Source organism: Serratia sp. FDAARGOS_506 (assembly GCF_003812745.1).
Classification (GTDB): Bacteria; Pseudomonadota; Gammaproteobacteria; order Enterobacterales; family Enterobacteriaceae; genus Serratia.
On the sequence record NZ_CP033831.1, the window covers coordinates 4,250,645 to 4,268,963 of the forward strand.

Below are 18,319 nucleotides of genomic sequence, written 5' to 3' on the forward strand. Positions count from 1 at the left end.
CATATCGAAGTATAATGAATGGCGCAAAAAATGCCTTATTTCAGGTTTATTGAACTGCCGTTTATGTGAAGTGTGCTGCATGTCTCGCATGACGAAACATGCATGCCGTGGCCGTCTATGGCACACTAACGGCCAGACAACGCCGTCTTTACAGCCAGGTTTTTTGACGTTCATGAGCGTAACCGCCCCAAACATAAAGTTTTTGCCCTATAGCCGCCGTGCTCTGATGACGCTTTTCGCCCCGCTTTCAGCGCATCCCTGGGCGATGTTGCTGCATTCTGGATTTGCCGAGCATTCGCATAATCGCTTCGACATTCTGGTCGCACAGCCGCGCACGACGCTCACCACCCGAGGTGCCGGTACGGAAATTGAAAGTGACGGCGTCACTACTTATTCGATGGAAGATCCGTTTTCCCTGCTGCAGCAACAGTTGGCGGCGCAAGACTGGCAACCGGCCTTTAACCCAGATCTGCCGTTTCAGGGCGGTGCCCTGGGGCTTTTCGGCTATGATCTTGGGCGTCGGGTGGAAACCTTACCGCAGTTGGCCGAAGCCGACCTCGCTTTACCGGACATGGCAGTGGGCATTTATGACTGGGCATTGATCGCCGACCACCAGCGGCAAACCCTGACGTTGCTCAGCTATGGCGATGTGGAGCAGCGCTGGCGCTGGCTCAATAGCCAAACCGCACCGACAGAGCGCCCTTTCACCCTGCTGAGCGACTGGCGTGCCAATATGAGCCGAAAACAATACGGCGAAAAGTTCCAACGTATTCAGCACTACCTGCGCAGCGGCGACTGTTACCAGATTAATCTGGCACAGCGATTCTCCGCCGACTACCAGGGGGATGAATGGCAGGCGTTTTGCCGATTGAGCGCCTGCAACCGCGCGCCGTTCTCCGCCTTCCTGCGGCTGCCGCACAACAGCGTGCTGAGCGTCTCTCCCGAGCGCTTCTTGTGGCTGGAGCAACAGCGTATCCAAACCCGCCCCATCAAGGGCACGTTGCCGCGGCTGGCGAACGCAGAACAAGACGCAGCACAGGCTCGTCGTTTGGCCGACTCGCCCAAAGATCGCGCTGAAAATCTGATGATCGTCGATCTTCTGCGCAACGATATTGGCCGCGTCGCCCAGCCCGGCAGCGTACGGGTGCCGGAACTGTTCGTCGTGGAGCCGTTCCCGGCGGTGCATCACCTGGTGAGCACCATTACCGCCACCCTGCCGGAACAGGCCTCGGCCACCGAGCTGCTGCGCGCCTGCTTCCCCGGTGGCTCGATCACCGGCGCACCCAAAGTGCGAGCGATGGAAATCATCGAAGAACTGGAGCCGCAGCGCCGTAACGCCTATTGCGGCAGCATCGGTTACCTGAGCGCCTGCGGCACCATGGACACCAACATCACCATCCGCACGCTCGTCACCGAAAACGGTCGCATCCACTGCTCCGCCGGCGGCGGCATCGTAGCGGACAGCCAGGAGCAGGCGGAATACCAGGAGACCTTCGACAAGGTTGGCCGTATTTTGCCGCAGCTGGGGGAGTGCGCCCTGTCGTGATCCCATCGAACTCACCGGCCTCACTGCACGCCTTTATCAGCCGTTTTCAACTGCAGCTGCCGCAGGCGGCGCAGATCTCGCACAATGTGCGCCCGGCGGCGGTGCTGATCCCTATCGTCTGCCGCGCCGAGCCGACGCTGCTGTTGACCCGCCGCGCCGATTCGCTGCGCAAACATGCCGGCCAAGTGGCCTTCCCCGGCGGTAAAACCGACGCCGAAGACGGGTCTGCGATTGTTACGGCGCTACGTGAAGCGCAGGAAGAAGTAGCGATACCGCCGCAAGTGGTTAGCGTGCTCGGCCAAATGGCGCCGCTCGACAGCAGCACCGGGTTTCAGGTCACACCTGTTGTCGGCCTGATCCCGCCAGACGTGCAATTCCACGCCAATGAGGGCGAAGTGGCGGACGTGTTCGAGATGCCCCTGCGGGAAGCGTTGACCCTGTCACGTTACTACCCGCTGGATATTCATCGCGCCGGCCATACGCACCGCATTTACCTCTCCTGGTACCACGGCCAGTTTATCTGGGGGCTGACCGCGGCCATCATTCGACGCCTGGCTCAGCAGGTCAGTATTTAATCCGCATTGCGTGATCTGACTCGCAATCTGGCATGGCCGTCGGCGTTCGCTGCAGGTAAAGCGATCGAAATCACTTCATTTGATCGCTTTTTCAACTACCGTTCCGATTGAATGGTTTTAAAAAAACTGTAAACCCTCTCTTAAACCTTACGAAATACCTGTAAAATACCACCGTCCGAGATAAACCACTGTAGAAACAGGGATTAAGCCGGCGGCGTTCAGCACGGAAAGCTGGCGCGATTACCACTCATGGAACTTGGGCGAAAGCGGATACCCCGCATAAGGGTTCGCCCCGGGTAATCAGTAAAAAAAGCGACACCACGGATTATTTAATTTCATGCGAAAAAGGCAGCCGAACCCGCACGGCCCTTTTACAATATCGCTGTTCCCTGCGCGGTTTTTAACCGCTGCAGCCATAACAATACGTCTCTTTAAGGAGTTTTAGCGTGATTAGCGTTTTCGACATGTTTAAGATCGGCATCGGCCCGTCCAGCTCTCATACGGTTGGACCGATGAAAGCCGGCAAACAGTTTGTCGACGATCTGGTAAATAAAGGCCTGATGCCTTCTATCACGCGTGTTGCCGTAGACGTTTACGGCTCACTCTCATTGACCGGCAAAGGTCACCATACCGATATCGCTATCATTCTCGGCCTGGCCGGCAATATGCCGGATACCGTCGATATCGATAGCATTCCGGGTTTTATTCGCGATGTAGAACAACGTCAACGCCTGATGCTGGCCAACGGCCTGCATGAAGTCGATTTCCCGCGCGACGGCGGCATGGTTTTCCGCAGCGACAACCTGCCGCTGCATGAGAACGGCATGCAGATCCACGCCTTCTCCGGCGATAAAGAAGTGTACAGCAAGACCTATTACTCCATCGGCGGCGGTTTCATCGTCGACGAGGAGAACTTCGGCAAGGCCGGCGAGCAAGAGCTGCAAATGCCTTACCCGTTCAACTCCGCGCGTGAAATGCTCGACCACTGCCGCGAGACCGGTCTGTCACTGTCCGGCATGGTGATGCAGAACGAACTGGCGCTGCACAGCAAGCAAGAGATCGACACCTATTTCGGGAACGTCTGGCAAACCATGCGTGCCTGTATCGATCGCGGTCTGAACACCGAGGGCGTGCTGCCGGGGCCGCTGCGCGTACCGCGCCGTGCCTCTGCGCTGCGCCGTATGCTGGTGGCGTCGGACAAACTCTCCAGCGATCCGATGAACGTGATCGATTGGGTCAACATGTTCGCGCTGGCGGTTAACGAAGAAAACGCCGCCGGCGGCCGCGTGGTTACCGCGCCGACCAACGGTGCCTGCGGCATCGTGCCTGCGGTGCTGGCTTACTACGATCACTTCATCGAGTCTGTCAGCCCGGATATCTACATCCGCTACTTTATGGCGGCAGGCGCCATCGGCGCGTTGTACAAGATGAACGCCTCCATTTCCGGCGCTGAAGTCGGCTGCCAGGGTGAAGTGGGCGTTGCCTGCTCCATGGCGGCGGCCGGTCTGGCCGAGCTGCTGGGCGGCAGCCCTGAGCAGGTGTGTGTGGCGGCGGAGATCGGCATGGAGCACAACTTGGGTCTGACCTGCGACCCAGTCGCCGGCCAGGTGCAGGTGCCGTGCATCGAACGCAACGCCATCGCATCGGTCAAGGCGATCAACGCAGCCCGCATGGCCCTGCGCCGCACCAGCGAGCCGCGCGTTTCGCTGGATAAGGTGATCGAGACCATGTACGAAACCGGCAAAGACATGAACGCCAAGTACCGCGAAACTTCGCGCGGCGGCCTGGCGATCAAGGTGCAATGCGACTGACAGACAACCCCGCCGCCCGGCGGGGTTTTTTATGGGTAATCAATTCATTGACCGCGCCTAGTGACAATGTCACCAGAAATATCCTGCTTTTTTCTCATCGATCCGGCGGTTAGCCTGCAAATTGGCCTTCTGTTTTACCAAACTGAAATAATTTACTGAGTTACCATCAATCTTGTATAACCTCAGGCTAGAATTAGCCGAGCGCAACTTAAGGATCTATAGCCTGACTGTGACTCGGAGCTGGATTACCGAACAAGGATTTACCGGATGTTGATGACCCACCTCGCCGCGTCCCGATATCGTTACTACCGTTGGCTGCTGGCCGGAGCGGTGGGCGTGGCTATTCTGTTGGTATCGCTGTATACCCGTTACTATCAAGAGGTCAAAAGCATCGAGCAGAGCCAGCAGACGTTGGCCACCCGCACCGTTGGCAAGCTCAACCAGTTGCTGACGCCGGCGCAGATGCAAGCGGAACGCAGTATGGACATGCTGGACCAACCCTGCGAAAACGTTTCGTCGACACTGCGCTTTCGCGCCGCGCAAAATCAGGCGCTGCGCGCCATGTTGCTGGTCAAAAACGGCATTATTTACTGTTCCAGCCTGTTTGGCGCCCGTCATTATCAAATGGCCGCGGTGATGCCCACCCTCGTCAACAGCAACGCCAGACTGGCGCTGCGCCCCTCGCTGGCAGTGAGCAAAGGCCTGCCCACGCTGGTATTATGGACACCATCTCCCAGCGATAAAACCAGCGGCGTGCTGCACGTATTCAATATCGAACTGCTGTCCAACTTCTTACTTGAGCCGCAGGAGCCTTACGTTCAACGAGTGGTGCTGAATGTGGCCGACAGCAGTCTGGAATACGGCCGCCGCGAAATCTTGAGCCGCGACACCCTGACCAACGATCTGCGCTGCACCGCCGGCTCTGCGCTGTATCCGTTCTCGATTTCACTGTTCGGTCCACAGATCGGCATGCTGGCGCTTTCCGCATTGCCGCGCCATATTCCGCTGGCGTTGCTGATCAGCCTGCTGGCGGCCTATGTGGTCTACCTGCTCACCGCCAACCGCATGAGCCTGTCTTATCACATCGGCCATGCCATCACCCACCGGGAGTTCCGCGTCTACTGTCAGCCGATCATCCACAGCGACACCGGGCGTTGCGCCGGCGTCGAGATGCTGCTGCGTTGGAAAAAGAAGCGCCAGGGGTGGATCTCGCCTGACGTGTTTATTCCGCTGGCCGAGCAGCATGACCTGATCATTCCGCTCACTCGCTATCTGATGAACACCGTGACGGAAAATCTGCAGCTGTTCCCGCCGCGGCCATCGTTCTACATCAGCATCAACGTCGCCGCAGAGCATTTTAAAACGCTCAACATCATCGACGATATCCGCCAGATTTGGCTGCCGGCGCACCCGATGCCGTCACTGATGCTGGAGCTGACCGAGCGCACCGCGCTGTCGGCGATCCAGTATGACCAGATTCGCACGTTGAAAGACATGGGTATCATGTTGGCCATCGACGATTTCGGCACCGGCCACAGCTCGCTGAGCTACCTGAAAAATCTCAGCCCGGACGTGTTGAAGATCGACCGCGGGTTTACCGCTGCCATCGGCACCGACGCAGTCAACGCCACCGTGACCGACACCATCATTACGCTGGCGCAGCGGTTGAAGCTGAAACTGGTGGCAGAGGGGGTAGAAACGGAGGAACAGGCCGACTATCTGCGCTCACGCGAGGTCAATGCCCTGCAGGGGTATTATTTCGCCAAGCCGATGCCGATCCATGTTTTCCCGCTGTGGCTGCAGCAGTACGAATCGCGCGTCAGGAAAGCGGAAGAGAATTCGCCGGAGGCCTGAGCCCCCGGCGGGAAGGTTACGCGTGCGCCGTTTCGTCCAGGGCGACGCGGGTAACGCGCACCAGTTCGATACGGTATTCGGACACCTCAACGATATCGAAACGCAGATGGTTCAGCTCGATGGAGTCTCCCACCACCGGCATCTGGCCGTAGTGGGCCAACAACAGCCCCGCCAGGGTGGCATAGTCGGCTGTAGGGCTGACCAGATCATCACAGGCCAGCGCCTGTTCCAACGAGTGTAAATCGGTTCCGCCCTTCACCAGCCAGCCGTCGCCTTCCGCCACAATGTCCGGCGTTTCGTCCTCGTCCGGGAATTCACCGGCAATCGCTTCCAGCACGTCCAGCGGCGTCACCAGCCCCTGCACGACGCCGAATTCATTGGTGACCACCACCAGACGCCCTTTGGCGCGGCGCAGCACCGCCAGCAGCTTGATGACGTCCATGGTTTCAGGAACCACGATCGGCGGCGTGCGGGCGGCGAATTCGGCGATGTCTTCACCCTGCTCCAGCGCCACCAGCAGATCCTTGGCGCGTACTACGCCGACGATCTCATCCACCGAATCACGACACACCGGGAACAGGCTGTGCGGCGTGTCCAGCAGCTGCGCGCGCACCTCTTCCCGGGAGCGCTCGCAGTCGACCCAGGAGATCTCGGTACGTGGCGTCATCACGCTGCGCAATGAACGCGAGGCCAGCGTCAGCACGCCGCTGATCATATAACGCTCTTCCGCCGCAAAGGTTTCATCCCTCGGCAGGGCAATCGCATCGTCCGTCTGCTGCGCACGCTGTTGCCCCATCAGACGCATAATCGCTTCTGCGGTGCGCTCGCGCATAGGGCGACGCGCCTGATGCTTGATGAAGTTGCGGCGCGCGATTTGGTTGAACAATTCAATCAGGATAGAGAAGCCGATCGCGGCGTACAGATAGCCTTTAGGAATATGCAAACCGAAGCCTTCGGCGATCAGGCTCAGACCGATCATCAACAGGAAGCTCAGGCACAGCACCACGATGGTCGGGTGTGCGTTCACGAAGTTAGTCAACGGCTTGGACGCCAACAGCATTACCGCCATCGCGATCACCACCGCAGCCATCATCACCGGCAGATCGTTCACCATGCCCACGGCGGTAATCACCGCATCGAGCGAGAACACCGCGTCAAGGATGACGATCTGCACCACCACCGCCCAGAACTTGGCATAACCGCGGTTGGCGCCGTCCTGGTGTGTCTGCCCTTCCAGCCGTTCATGCAGCTCCATTGTAGCTTTGAACAGCAGGAATACCCCGCCGAACAACAGGATCAGATCGCGGCCGGAGAAGCTGAAATCGCCGACGCGGAACAACGGCGTGGTCAGGGTTACCATCCAGGAGATCACCGACAGCAGGCCCAAACGCATCAGCAATGCCAGCGACAGGCCTATGATGCGCGCTTTATCGCGCTGCTTCGGCGGCAGCTTGTCGGCCAAAATAGCGATGAACACCAGGTTGTCGATGCCGAGCACAATTTCCAGCACCACCAGCGTAAGCAACCCCGCCCAAATAGAGGGGTCCATTAAAAATTCCATATCAGACTCCAGAGAAAAGTGGGAATGCGCGCACGCCGCTCAGACGTGACGATGCCGCCGCTGCATGGGCGCAGTCGACAATAGCAAGGTGACGGGATGGGGTTACCGGGTGATGGCCGAAGGGCCGAACAGCATATGCGACGCCAGCAGGTGGCGGGTGAAACCTGGAAAAACAGTAACTTCGGTGACAGTCCATAGGGAGGGCTGAGGCCCTTCACTCCTTAGTGATGAAAGAGGAAATTACTGTATCAGGATTTTTCTGGGGGACAAAGCGGCTTTTTCAACGGCGGTTTAGGATGGCGCCACGTCATATCGTCTGCGACAGCTAAGATTTCTCCGAGCATTCAATAGCTGAGCAGCGTCACAAAAAATATTTTTTCACTCACTAAAATAAATGACGCGTTCGTGAAGTATCGCGCACAGGCATTTGAAACTGCGTGAGAAATGTTAGGCGTGCGTTTCTTTTTTTCTACCATAATGTATCTGAACCGCGGAAGTGACTGCCAAGACGGTGCGGAAGAACGACACAAACCGCGCCAGGAGTTCAACGAGGAGGTAGCGAGTGGCAATAGCTATTATCATCGGCACACACGGGGCTGCAGCGGAACAACTGCTGAAAACGGCGGAGATGCTATTGGGCGAGCAGGACAACGTCGCCTTTATAGACTTCGTTCCCGGTGAAAATGCCGAAACGTTAATCGTCAAGTACAACGAAAAAATCAGTGGGTTGGATACCAGTGGCGGCGTGCTATTCCTGGTTGATACCTGGGGCGGCAGCCCGTTCAACGCCGCCAGCCGCATTGCGGTCGACAAAGAAAACTATGAGGTCGTCACCGGAGTTAACATTCCGATGCTGGTGGAAACCTTCATGGCGCGGGACGACAATCCCGCTTTCGATGAACTGGTGGCGCTGGCGTTGGAAACCGGCCGCGAAGGCGTGAAAGCGCTGAAAAAACCGCAGGAAGAACCCGCCAAACCCGCTGCACCCGTCGCCAAAGCCGTTGCCCCTGAGGCGCCGCTGGGGCCGAACGACCACATGAAAATCGGTCTGGCGCGCATCGATGACCGCTTGATTCACGGTCAGGTCGCCACCCGATGGACCAAAGAAACCAACGTCAGCCGCATTATCGTCGTCAGCGATGAAGTCGCCGCCGACCATGTGCGTAAAACCCTGCTGACCCAGGTCGCCCCGCCGGGCGTCACCGCTCACGTGGTGGACGTCGCGAAGGCGATCCGCGTCTGGAACAACCCAAAATACGCCAACGACCGCGTAATGCTGCTGTTTACCAACCCGACCGACGTCCTGCGCCTGGTGGAAGGCGGCGTGGATATTCAATCCGTCAATATCGGCGGCATGGCGTTCCGTCAGGGGAAAACCCAGGTGAACAACGCCGTTTCCGTCGATGAAAAAGATATCGAAGCGTTTAAGAAACTGAACGATCGCGGTATCGAGCTGGAGGTGCGTAAGGTCTCGTCCGACAGCCGGCTAAAAATGATGGACCTGATTAACAAACTCAATTAGTGGCACCAGCCGCTGATTATTTTACTCAGAGCTTTTTTGGTCATAGGAGAAGTGCAATGGAGATCACCACTCTTCAGATTGTGCTGATATTTATCGTTGCCTGTATCGCCGGGATGGGTTCCGTCCTCGACGAGTTCCAATTTCACCGTCCGCTGGTCGCCTGTACTCTGATCGGCTTCATTCTCGGCGATATGAAAACCGGCATCATCATCGGCGGTACGCTGGAAATGATCGCCCTGGGCTGGATGAACATCGGTGCGGCAGTCGCGCCCGATGCCGCCCTGGCGTCCATCATTTCGACCATTCTGGTCATAGCCGGCGGGCAAAGCGTCGGTGCCGGTATCGCCCTGGCCATTCCGCTGGCGGCGGCCGGCCAGGTGCTGACCATCATCGTGCGTACCCTCACCGTGGCCTTCCAGCACGCGGCTGACAGCGCTGCGGAGCGCGGAAGCCTGCGCGCCATCACCTGGATCCACATCGGCGCCCTGCTGCTGCAGGCGATGCGTATCGCCATTCCGGCGGTCATCGTCGCCATCTCGGTCGGCACCGCCGGGGTACACGCCCTGCTTAACTCAATCCCGGAAGTGGTCACCAGCGGCCTGAACATCGCCGGCGGCATGATCGTGGTGGTCGGTTACGCGATGGTGATTAACATGATGCGCGCCGGCTACCTGATGCCGTTTTTCTATCTCGGTTTCGTTACCGCCGCCTTCACCAACTTCAACCTGGTGGCGCTCGGCGTCATCGGCGTGGTGATGGCCGTGCTGTATATCCAGCTCAGCCCGAAATACAACAAGTCTCAGGTTGTCCAGGCCGGTCCGGCTAACGCGAACGATCTCGATAACGAACTCGACTAGGAATAGGTGAGAGAAATGGTTGATACAACTGCTCAAAAGAAACTCACGCCGGCCGATATTCGCGGCGTATTCCTGCGCTCGAACCTGTTCCAGGGTTCGTGGAACTTCGAACGCATGCAGGCGTTGGGTTTTTGCTTCTCGATGGTGCCGGTGATCCGTCGCCTGTATCCGGAAAACAATGACGCTCGCAAACAGGCGATCAAGCGCCACCTTGAGTTCTTCAACACGCATCCTTACGTGGCGGCACCGGTGCTGGGCGTCACCATGGCGATGGAAGAGCAACGCGCCAACGGCGCGCCGATCGACGACGGCGCGATCAACGGCATCAAGGTCGGTCTGATGGGGCCATTGGCAGGCGTCGGTGACCCGATTTTCTGGGGCACCGTGCGGCCGGTATTCGCCGCGCTCGGCGCCGGCATCGCCATGAGCGGCAGCCTGCTCGGGCCGATCCTGTTCTTCGTGCTGTTCAACCTGGTGCGCCTGCTGACCCGCTACTACGGCGTGGCCTACGGTTACCGCAAAGGGGTGGATATCGTTAACGACATGGGCGGCGGCTTCCTGCAGAAACTGACGGAAGGGGCGTCTATTCTCGGCCTGTTTGTCATGGGCGCGTTGGTCAACAAGTGGACGCACGTGAATATCCCGCTGGTGGTGTCCAAGATCACCGACCAGACCGGGCATACCAACGTCACCACGGTGCAGACCATCCTCGACCAGCTGATGCCGGGCCTGGTGCCGTTGCTGCTGACCTTCGCCTGTATGTGGCTGCTGCGCAAGAAAGTCAACGCGCTGTGGATCATCATCGGTTTCTTCGTCATCGGTATCTTTGGCTATTGGATTGGCCTGCTGGGCCTGTAATCGTTCGAAACGGCCGGGGGGCAACCCCCGGCTTTTTTATGTGTGGAGCAAGAGATGTCACTGACCGACGCCGTACTGATGCTGTTTATCGCCCTGCTGTTGCTGTACTCGCTGTATGACGAATTCGGCATGGATCTGCTGAAAGGCAAAACGCGGCTCAAGGTGCCGCTCAAACGCCGTCATCGCCTCGACAGCCTGATTTTCGTCGGCCTGATCGCCATTCTGATTTACCGCAACGTCACCACCCACGGTGCGGTATTAACCACTTATCTGCTTATTTCTTTGGCACTGCTCGCGATCTATATCTCTTATATTCGCGCTCCCAAGATGGTGTTTAAAGCGCAGGGTTTTTTCTTCGCCAATGTGTTTGTCGAATATAACCGCATTAAAGCCATGAATTTATCGGAGGACGGAATTCTGGCCATCGACCTGGAGCAGCGCAGACTGTTGGTTCAGGTAACACACCTGGACGACCTGGAGAAGATTTACCACTTTTTCGTTGATAATCAATAAATAAAAAGAAAACCATTTTGTTTTCGTTCAAACCTCGCGCTGTTTGTGGACAATTAACCAGCAGCGCAATTTCTTTCTGACTATTATTTCCGCAACATTGTTACCCACGTCTACATTATATTCCCGCATGAAATTAGATTAATGAAAACAAGTCTCAATTAAGAACTAACCTTGCCTTAGAATAAAGTTGTCGGTGGCGGAAATAATATGGTATGGTTGCGCCGTCATTGGGGAGTAGCCGGTTTCTGGAGAATAAAACGCCAGAAACGCCCGTATCAACATACTCGTTTCGCCGTATGAAACGTGGTGCGGGCAGCCAGGTAAGGTTGGCGAGACCATAGGCACGTAACTCCGTCGTTTGGTTGGGGGTGGGTTGCGTGTATATGGAGCCACCCGGCCGAGGCTATTTCACATGAACCTTTCAGCAACACTCATTCTCGCTTTTGGCATGTCCATGGATGCTTTCGCCGCTTCGATCGGCAAAGGTGCCAGCCTGCATCAACCCCGTTTCCGCGAAGCGATCCGCACCGGCCTGATCTTCGGCGTGGTCGAAGCGATCACCCCGCTCATCGGTTGGGCCATCGGCCTGTTCGCAAGCCAATACATCATGGAATGGGACCACTGGGTCGCCTTCTCGCTGCTGTTCATTCTCGGCATGCGCATGATTGTCGAAGGGGTGCGCAACAAGCCCGATGAAGAAGAGAAGGTCAAACGCCACGGCTTCTGGATCCTGGTGGCCACCGCTATCGCGACCAGCCTCGACGCGATGGCTATCGGCGTCGGCCTGGCCTTCCTGCAGGTGAATATCGTGCATACCGCCATGGCCATCGGCTGCGCCACCATGATCATGGCGACGCTGGGCATGATGATCGGTCGCTTTATCGGCCCGCTGCTGGGCAAACGCGCCGAGATCCTCGGCGGCGTGGTGCTGATCGGTATCGGCGTCAACATTCTTCTGGAGCACCTCGGCTACCTGGCCTGAGGCGCTCGCTCTGCAAAAAAACCTGCCGCGGCAGGTTTTTTTGTTTCTGGGCTCACTGCGCCTGTTAAGCGCGGCGTCGATACAACGACAACACGAAATCCGTCTCGCACACGAACTCACCGCCGTTAGCCAGACGCTGCTGCACCTCCGGCGTAGCGCGCCAGGCAAACGGCGTCATCTGCAGCAAATTGGCGGCCTGCTCACCTGGCAGGGCCATCGTATAGGCCAACGCCTCTTTGCGCTCGCACTCGAAACCGTCGAACTGTTCGTCCTGTTCGGCATGCAACTGCACCTGCTGATACACCTGCTCTTTCAGCTGATACAGATGACGGGGGCCCGGCGAGACCGTCACAATCACACCGCCAGGCTTCACCACCCGCGCCAGCTCCTGCGCCTTGCAAGGCGCGTAAATGCGCAAGACCGCATCCAGCGCCCCATCGGCGAACGGCAGACGGTGGCTGGAGGCCACGCAGAACGAGACCGCGGGATAACGTTTGGCGGCGTAGCGGATCGCCACCTTGGCGACGTCCAGCCCATAAACCGCCATATTGCGCTTCTGTGCCAGCCGTGCGGCTACGGCGGCGGTGTAATACCCTTCCCCACAGCCTATGTCCAACAACACCCTTGCATCGGCCACCAGCGCCAAATCCAGCCACTCGGCCACCTGCTGTTGCAGCGGCTGATAATAACCGCCGTCGAGAAATGCACGCCGTGCCTGCATCATTTCCGCACTGTCTCCCGGCTGCTTCGAACGTTTATGCTGTACCGGTAGCAGATTGACATAGCCTTCTTTGGCTTGGTCGAACTGATGATTGCCGTCGCAACGCCATTGTTGTGATGAAAAATGCAGCGGTTGATGACACAGGGGGCAGTGATAAGACATGAATGGGCTTCCAGAAAGACAGGGCGCGGCTAGTCTAAAGAAGGCGTCGGCTCGATGCAAGGCGCATCCCCGCTCGCTTCCACCACCAACAACACCTGGTCAAGCGGGGAAAAAGCTGGCTACACTGAGAGTCTGTTTTCTCACGCAGGTGAAAATGACTTATGAGCGATCGTTCCACGCTGCTCGATGCGGTACCTCACATACAGCACGGCTTCGGCAGCAAACTCGCGCTGCTGCCCGGGCATCTGCTGCCCTACAGCGCCACGCTGCCGGAAAAGAAGCAGGTGCACGGCACCCGCATCGTCGACGTAGTGCAACCGGCGCAGGCGTGCGGTGAAGCCGACGGCTTCTACACCCGCCAGCCCGGCATTCTGCTCGGCGTGCTGACGGCGGACTGTCTGCCGGTGCTGTTCAGTCGCCGTGATGGGGGTGCCATTGCCGCGGTTCATGCCGGCTGGCGCGGGTTGCTGGACGGCATTCTGGAACAGATGGCAGCGCGCATTCGCCAAGACGACGACACCGCCGATTGGGTGGCCTCTATCGGCCCCGCCGCCGGCCCATGCTGCTACGAAGTCGATGAAGCGCTGGTGGAGAATTTTAAACAGCGTCTGCCGCTGCCCGCCACGCTGATCAGCCCGCATTATCGGCATCTGGATTTGGCCGCGATCGCCGAATACAAGCTGGCGGCGCTCGGTTTCGCCGCCATTGATCGCGCCGGCAGTTGCACCATCTGTACACCGGACGTTGATCCTCAGCGGCCACAGCGCTTCAAATACACCAGCTATCGCCGCAACAGCCACCGGCGCGCGCAGGACCCGACGCATCCGGGGATCAAAGGCCGCAACCAGTACGCCGGCATCATCATCGCTGCCGGATGACGGAAACGAAAAAGCCCGCTCGAAGGCGGGCTTTTTGTACAGCTGACGCTGATTAGATAGCAGTAACGTTTACTGCAGATGGGCCTTTCTGGCCATCTTGGATTTCGAACTCAACGTTCTGGCCTTCAGCCAGGGTTTTGAAGCCGTTACCCTGGATTGCAGAGAAGTGTACGAACACGTCTTTGCTGCCGTCAGCCGGGGTGATGAAACCGAAACCTTTAGACTCGTTGAACCACTTAACTTGACCTTTGATCTTTGCCATCTTGAGTATTTCCTTTGGATTGTTTAAACCGCCCGAGGGCGTTACATAGACAAACTAGAGTCGTTACTGCTTGAGGCACTAAGATAAGGATCGGCAGAGAAGCGGTATTCAACGCTAACGTCTTTACTCAGAACTTCTTTACTGAAAATGCCACACATATACAGAACTGTACCTCGTTTTACCCAGATGCGTTATCACATACTCTGTATGCGATGGCAAGCCATTTTTAATCACTGAACGACATGTCGCACATATTTGAAACGGTCGAGAGCCACATTAGCTTAAATAGCCCAAAAGATGTTGAAGCATCGGCTATTTTCTGCTTGCCAAAATCATCGCGCCAAACCCCGCATTCTGGTGGCCTTTTAACAAAACTTTCATCGTTTTGACGCATCCCTGTTGCGACTTTTCCGCTTTTTGGCCGCTTATAGCGTTAAAAAATTTGAATCTTTATGGAATGTAATATGCAACATTTGAATATCGATGAACGGGGGCCGATTTATTCAATGCTCCTCCGACCATTTACCGCTGGAAAGCACATTCATCGGCGTCTATCAGACCTGCAAGCCTACGGCGCGCGCCGGAGCGTAGTGAAGACACGGGTGCCGTTGACGCAGCAGGCAACGGTTGCATAAGCATGCAAAGCTACCGCTCACCTGGGCAGCATCATAAATAATCCGAAAGCCATTAGTCTGAATAGCCGGAATAATCCTGTGAATAGCGAAAGTACGGCGTTGAATTAAATCCTGAAAATCGGGTGGTTAATTGAATCACCACCCGCACTTATCAATTTTGCTAATTACTGCCACGCTTTCATACCGTTGCTCTTATTCTTTCCCCTGCACCGCAGGGCGGATAGACAACGTTGGCAGTAAGTCCTGCAACGCGATGCGCTCGCCAATCTTCAGCGGGCGGAATTGATGCTGCCCCAGCCCCGCCTCGCTCAACGCCAGGCTCAACTGCTGCGGCGGCTCATCCAACGATTCATCCGCCAATTCGAATACCCCCCAATGGATGGGAATGGCTCGCGGCTGATTCAGCTCGCGATACAGCGTCACCGACTGCTGCGGATCCATATGTTGTTCCTGCATGAACCAGCGCGGCGCATAGGCGCCAATGGGCAACGCCGCCACGTCGAACGGGCCCAGCCGTTGACCGATTTCCGCCAGCCGCGCCGAATAGCCGCTGTCGCCGGAAAAATAGAACCGCAGTGCCGGATGATGGATCACCCAACCGCACCATAGCGAGCGATTGCGATCCCACAACGTGCGCATGCTCCAGTGCCGCGCCGGCGTGGCGTAGACCGTCAATTCGCCCAGCGACAGGCTTTGCCACCAGTCCAGTTCATGCACCTTCAGCCGATAACGGCGGAACCAACGCTTCAATCCGAGCGGCACGATAAACTCGGCCTGCGGGAAGCGCCGCGCGAGCTGCCGCACCGTGCGCCTGTCGAGATGGTCATAATGATTATGGGAGATCAGCACCGCATCCACCGCCGGCAGTTGCCCCACCGTCAGCGGCGTAGGCGTTTTGCGCTTCGGGCCGTAGAAACTCAGCGGCGATGCGCGTTCGGACAGCACCGGATCGATCAGGATATAACGGCCGCCCAGCCGCAGCAGCATTGACGCATGCCCCAGCCACCAGATGCCGTCATCGCTGCCGCTGAGATCGGCGGGTTGCCACCAGCGTTCGGTAAATTGCGCATATCCCTGCTGCGGCGGCTTGGGCAACCCCTGCCGTTTGCGTTCATCCTGCCAACGCTGCAGGTCCCCCTCCTGGCGCTGTGAAGGTTCCGGGTTGCGAAATCCCTCCGGCGTGTGATGCGCCTTGGCCGCGTCGTAATAACGATTGACTCTCTTCATCCAGCCCCTTCTCCTGACCGCTGCGCCCTCTGCTCGGGCGTGATTTTCAGTGTAACAAACCAGACGAAACTCGCACTTCGTCAGTCGTGCGCTGCATTGCGGGACCTTTTGCCGTATGCTGTTGTCTCACTTCGGTGAGACAGCCAGGGCCGCCAAGAGCCCGTTAAGACTCTCTTAAGATCTTTGTGATTGACTTGTAGGGCATACAGAAAAGGAGAAGTTATGAGTCGTTCTACATCCCGCAAATCAGGCATCGGCCTGGGGCGCCGTATTCGCAGCGCGCTGCTGGCGCAAAAGCAATACTGGAAAATGTATTTCGCCATGAAGCTGCGCCGTCTGCGCGTACCGGCGCCGTTGGTTCTGCTGGGCGGTTCGCTGCTTGGGTTCTTCATGCTGACCCTGCTGATGCTCAGCGTGGTAGCCATCGACGTGATTAGCACCCTGCTGCTGCTGTGCCGGAAACTGCTGGGACGGGGCCAGAGTGAGGGGCGCGCTTTTATGCCACGCGGCTGACGAGAAGAGAAACGGAGGCGCGCAATACGCCTCCGCAGCACACAGATTAACGCTTGGCACCTTTACGGCGCGTCAGCATAAACCCGCCCCACAGCACCGCAATCCACACCGGCATCAGCAACACCGAAATGCGGATCCCTTCGCTGAAATACATAATCACCAGAATCAGGCCGAGGAACGCCAGGCACAGGTAGTTGCCGAACGGATACCACAGCGCCTTAAAGCTGGGAATGACACCCTGACGATTCTTTGCCGCACGGAATTTCAGATGCGCCAGGCAGATCATCACCCAGTTGATTACCAACGTTGAAACCACCAGCGCCATCAGCAACTCGAAAGCTTTGCCGGGCATCAGGTAGTTGATCAACACGCCGATCGAGGTAATCAACGCCGACAGCGCGATCGACAGCACCGGCACACCGCGCTTGTTAACGCGCGTCAGCGCCTGCGGCGCATTGCCCTGGCTGGCCAGCCCGAACAGCATGCGGCTGTTGGCATAAACGCCGCTGTTGTAAACCGACAGTGCGGCGGTCAACACCACCACGTTGAGCACGGTCGCCACCAGATTGCTGTTCAGCGCATGGAAGATCAGCACGAACGGGCTGCCGCCTTCCACCACTTGCCCCCACGGATAAAGCGACAGCAGCACGGTCAGCGAACCGATATAGAAGATCAAAATGCGGTACACCACCTGGTTGGTGGCTTTAGGAATGCTGCGACGCGGATCGGCAGCTTCCGCCGCAGTGATGCCGACCATTTCCAGCCCGCCGAACGAGAACATGATCACCGCCATCGCCATCACTAACCCAGAGAAGCCGTGCGGCATAAAACCGCCCTGCTGCCACAGATTGGTGATGCTGGCCTGCGGCCCGCCGCTGCCGCTGACCAACAGCCAGGCGCCGAACACGATCATGCCGACAATCGCCACCACTTTGATGATGGCGAACCAAAACTCGGTTTCGCCGTACAGGCGCACGTTCACCAGATTAATCAGGTTGATCAGCACAAAGAACAGCGCGGCGGAGGCCCAGGTGGGGATCTCAGGCCACCAGTATTGAATGTAAATGCCGACAGCGGTCAACTCCGCCATGCCGACCAAAATAAACATCGCCCAGTAGTTCCAGCCGGAAAGGAAGCCGGCGAAGTCGCCCCAATATTTATAGGCAAAGTGGCTGAAAGATCCGGCGACCGGCTCTTCCACCACCATTTCGCCCAGCTGGCGCATGATTAAAAACGCGATAAAACCGCCGATGGCGTAGCCCAACAGCACGGCGGGGCCGGCCATTTTAATGGTTTGCGCAATGCCGAGAAATAGACCGGTACCGATGGCGCCACCGAGGGCAATAAGCTGTATATGTCTGTTTTTTAAGCCGCGTTTTAGCGGAGTATCCTGATGCTGACCGCCCATCTTATCCTCATATGGCGTCCATCCTTGCCGTTATTGGCCAAGATTTCACCAATCAATAAATGTATCTGCGGGCGGCTTTTTAACACTTAACCCCGTGAGCATCAAGGAGTAGCGCCCCGAGACGGCAGGCCGGAGCGCGATTTTTTACCGTGAGAAAGCGGGTATCGGCAACGTTTAGCCAGGCATACCGCACAGTTTGGTCAGGTTGCGCGCGCCGATCATCAACGTGGCGACATAAGATTGGCTACGCGTGACCACTTCCACCGCCACGCGATCGTTTTGATATTTTATCAGGTAGGTCGAGGGCCAGCCCTGACGGCGCTGACCGAAGCTTTCGGCATGACGATCGATCGCCGCATGGGCAATCACCAGATGAGACAAGTTTTTATCACCTTTGATAATGCGCTTCATAAACAGCCTCCGCCAACGACAGC

18 protein-coding genes and 1 riboswitch are annotated in these 18,319 nt (G+C 57.4%); of the genes, 11 read left to right on the forward strand and 7 right to left on the reverse strand.

The genetic code is table 11. The annotated features are described in order from the left end of the window. Positions 1–172 precede the first annotated feature (172 nt). The 4 genes from pabB to EGY12_RS20585 all read left to right on the forward strand — a co-directional run bounded on the left by pabB (position 173) and on the right by EGY12_RS20585 (position 5,786). Positions 173–1,546 (forward strand): aminodeoxychorismate synthase component 1, encoded by a 1,374-nt coding sequence (gene pabB / locus EGY12_RS20570; RefSeq protein ID WP_123895185.1) that lies wholly within the window; start codon positions 173–175, stop codon positions 1,544–1,546. Continuing rightward, a complete protein-coding gene (locus EGY12_RS20575) occupies positions 1,543–2,121 on the forward strand; it encodes a CoA pyrophosphatase (RefSeq protein WP_123895186.1) in 579 nt (192 codons plus the stop codon). Before pabB ends, EGY12_RS20575 begins: the two co-directional genes overlap by 4 nt. Positions 2,122–2,567: 446 nt before the next feature. After that, entirely contained in the window at positions 2,568–3,932 is a 1,365-nt protein-coding gene (gene sdaA / locus EGY12_RS20580) for an L-serine ammonia-lyase (protein ID WP_123895187.1), read from the forward strand. A 267-nt stretch (positions 3,933–4,199) separates the two neighbouring features. Further along, positions 4,200–5,786: an EAL domain-containing protein gene (locus EGY12_RS20585; RefSeq protein ID WP_123895188.1), complete on the forward strand. Its 1,587-nt coding sequence runs from the start codon at positions 4,200–4,202 to the stop codon at positions 5,784–5,786. A 16-nt stretch (positions 5,787–5,802) separates the two neighbouring features. On the opposite strand, the gene EGY12_RS20590 is transcribed toward EGY12_RS20585, so the two are convergent. Next, positions 5,803–7,347 carry a TerC family protein gene (locus EGY12_RS20590; protein ID WP_123895189.1) on the reverse strand — a complete coding sequence of 515 codons (1,545 nt, stop codon included), beginning with the start codon at positions 7,345–7,347 and terminating at the stop codon, positions 5,803–5,805. 562 nt (positions 7,348–7,909) lie between these two features. On the opposite strand from EGY12_RS20590, the gene manX reads away from it, so the two are divergent. The 5 genes from manX (at position 7,910) to mntP (ending at position 12,079) form a co-directional block, all read left to right on the forward strand. After that, positions 7,910–8,869 carry a PTS mannose transporter subunit IIAB gene (gene manX / locus EGY12_RS20595; protein ID WP_123895190.1) on the forward strand — a complete coding sequence of 320 codons (960 nt, stop codon included), beginning with the start codon at positions 7,910–7,912 and terminating at the stop codon, positions 8,867–8,869. Positions 8,870–8,925: 56 nt separating this feature from the next. After that, on the forward strand, positions 8,926–9,726 hold the full coding sequence (locus EGY12_RS20600) for a PTS mannose/fructose/sorbose transporter subunit IIC (RefSeq protein WP_033634888.1): 801 nt from the start codon (positions 8,926–8,928) through the stop codon (positions 9,724–9,726). Positions 9,727–9,741: 15 nt separating this feature from the next. Then, entirely contained in the window at positions 9,742–10,584 is an 843-nt protein-coding gene (locus EGY12_RS20605) for a PTS mannose transporter subunit IID (RefSeq protein WP_123895191.1), read from the forward strand. Positions 10,585–10,638: 54 nt separating this feature from the next. Continuing rightward, positions 10,639–11,097 (forward strand): DUF986 family protein, encoded by a 459-nt coding sequence (locus EGY12_RS20610; RefSeq protein ID WP_123895192.1) that lies wholly within the window; start codon positions 10,639–10,641, stop codon positions 11,095–11,097. Positions 11,098–11,314: 217 nt separating this feature from the next. Beyond that, positions 11,315–11,502: riboswitch (yybP-ykoY riboswitch) on the forward strand. 7 nt (positions 11,503–11,509) lie between these two features. Then, positions 11,510–12,079, forward strand: coding sequence for a manganese efflux pump MntP (gene mntP / locus EGY12_RS20615; protein WP_033647683.1), 570 nt, complete (start codon positions 11,510–11,512; stop codon positions 12,077–12,079). A 64-nt stretch (positions 12,080–12,143) separates the two neighbouring features. Here mntP and rlmA read toward each other — a convergent pair whose 3' ends face one another. Continuing rightward, complete coding sequence (gene rlmA / locus EGY12_RS20620; RefSeq protein ID WP_123895193.1) at positions 12,144–12,962, reverse strand: 23S rRNA (guanine(745)-N(1))-methyltransferase; 819 nt, start codon at positions 12,960–12,962, stop codon at positions 12,144–12,146. Between the two features lie 161 nt (positions 12,963–13,123). Between rlmA and pgeF the strand changes: the two genes are divergently transcribed. Then, entirely contained in the window at positions 13,124–13,840 is a 717-nt protein-coding gene (pgeF, locus tag EGY12_RS20625) for a peptidoglycan editing factor PgeF (RefSeq protein ID WP_123895194.1), read from the forward strand. A 52-nt stretch (positions 13,841–13,892) separates the two neighbouring features. Here the strand turns inward: pgeF and cspE are convergent, their stop codons facing one another. The 3 genes from cspE to EGY12_RS20640 form a co-directional block, all read right to left on the reverse strand. Continuing rightward, entirely contained in the window at positions 13,893–14,102 is a 210-nt protein-coding gene (gene cspE / locus EGY12_RS20630; protein ID WP_002221949.1) for a transcription antiterminator/RNA stability regulator CspE, read from the reverse strand. A 41-nt stretch (positions 14,103–14,143) separates the two neighbouring features. Further along, on the reverse strand, positions 14,144–14,260 hold the full coding sequence (locus EGY12_RS20635) for a DUF2627 domain-containing protein (RefSeq protein WP_002211058.1): 117 nt from the start codon (positions 14,258–14,260) through the stop codon (positions 14,144–14,146). Positions 14,261–14,929: 669 nt separating this feature from the next. After that, positions 14,930–15,964, reverse strand: a complete 1,035-nt coding sequence (locus EGY12_RS20640) for an MBL fold metallo-hydrolase (protein ID WP_123895195.1) — start codon at positions 15,962–15,964, stop codon at positions 14,930–14,932. Positions 15,965–16,186: 222 nt separating this feature from the next. Between EGY12_RS20640 and EGY12_RS20645 the strand changes: the two genes are divergently transcribed. Continuing rightward, positions 16,187–16,477, forward strand: a complete 291-nt coding sequence (locus tag EGY12_RS20645; protein ID WP_048234324.1) for a hypothetical protein — start codon at positions 16,187–16,189, stop codon at positions 16,475–16,477. A 46-nt stretch (positions 16,478–16,523) separates the two neighbouring features. Here the strand turns inward: EGY12_RS20645 and EGY12_RS20650 are convergent, their stop codons facing one another. After that, positions 16,524–17,885 (reverse strand): amino acid permease, encoded by a 1,362-nt coding sequence (locus EGY12_RS20650; RefSeq protein ID WP_049271648.1) that lies wholly within the window; start codon positions 17,883–17,885, stop codon positions 16,524–16,526. 174 nt (positions 17,886–18,059) lie between these two features. Beyond that, entirely contained in the window at positions 18,060–18,296 is a 237-nt protein-coding gene (locus tag EGY12_RS20655; protein ID WP_004927680.1) for a DUF4060 family protein, read from the reverse strand. Between the last annotated feature and the right edge of the window lie 23 nt (positions 18,297–18,319).